The 310-nt window shown below is 73.9% G+C and carries 1 protein-coding gene; it reads left to right on the top strand.

The window, feature by feature from the left end; all coding sequences use genetic code 11:
* On the top strand, window positions 1–310 hold a 310-nt coding region (locus OH705_RS26960), incomplete at both ends, for a hypothetical protein (protein ID WP_267303400.1).

Genomic DNA, 310 nt, shown 5'->3' on the forward strand with positions numbered 1-310 from the left:
TGGCCGTGGTTGGCCGCCGGCTTCGCCGTGCTGTGGCTGGCCACGCTGCTCTGGGGGCTGTCACGGCGTGGCAGTGCCACGTCCTCCCCGCGGAGTCGCGCGCATGCCGAGGCCGGGTCCGCGGCCAGCGGATCGCCGGCCACGCACACCCCGGCCGACCTGAAGCGTGCGCTGGAAGCCGGCGATCTGGACGACATCGAAGATGCGCTGCGCGGGATGGCGCGCCCGGCGGCTACCGATCTGGACGACCTGCATCGACGGCTCGCATCGGCGTCCCAACGCAGCGCGGTGGAGTTGCTGCGTCGCGCCC

The organism is Pseudomonas sp. BJa3, assembly GCF_026343815.1.
GTDB lineage: Bacteria > Pseudomonadota > Gammaproteobacteria > Pseudomonadales > Pseudomonadaceae > Aquipseudomonas > Aquipseudomonas soli.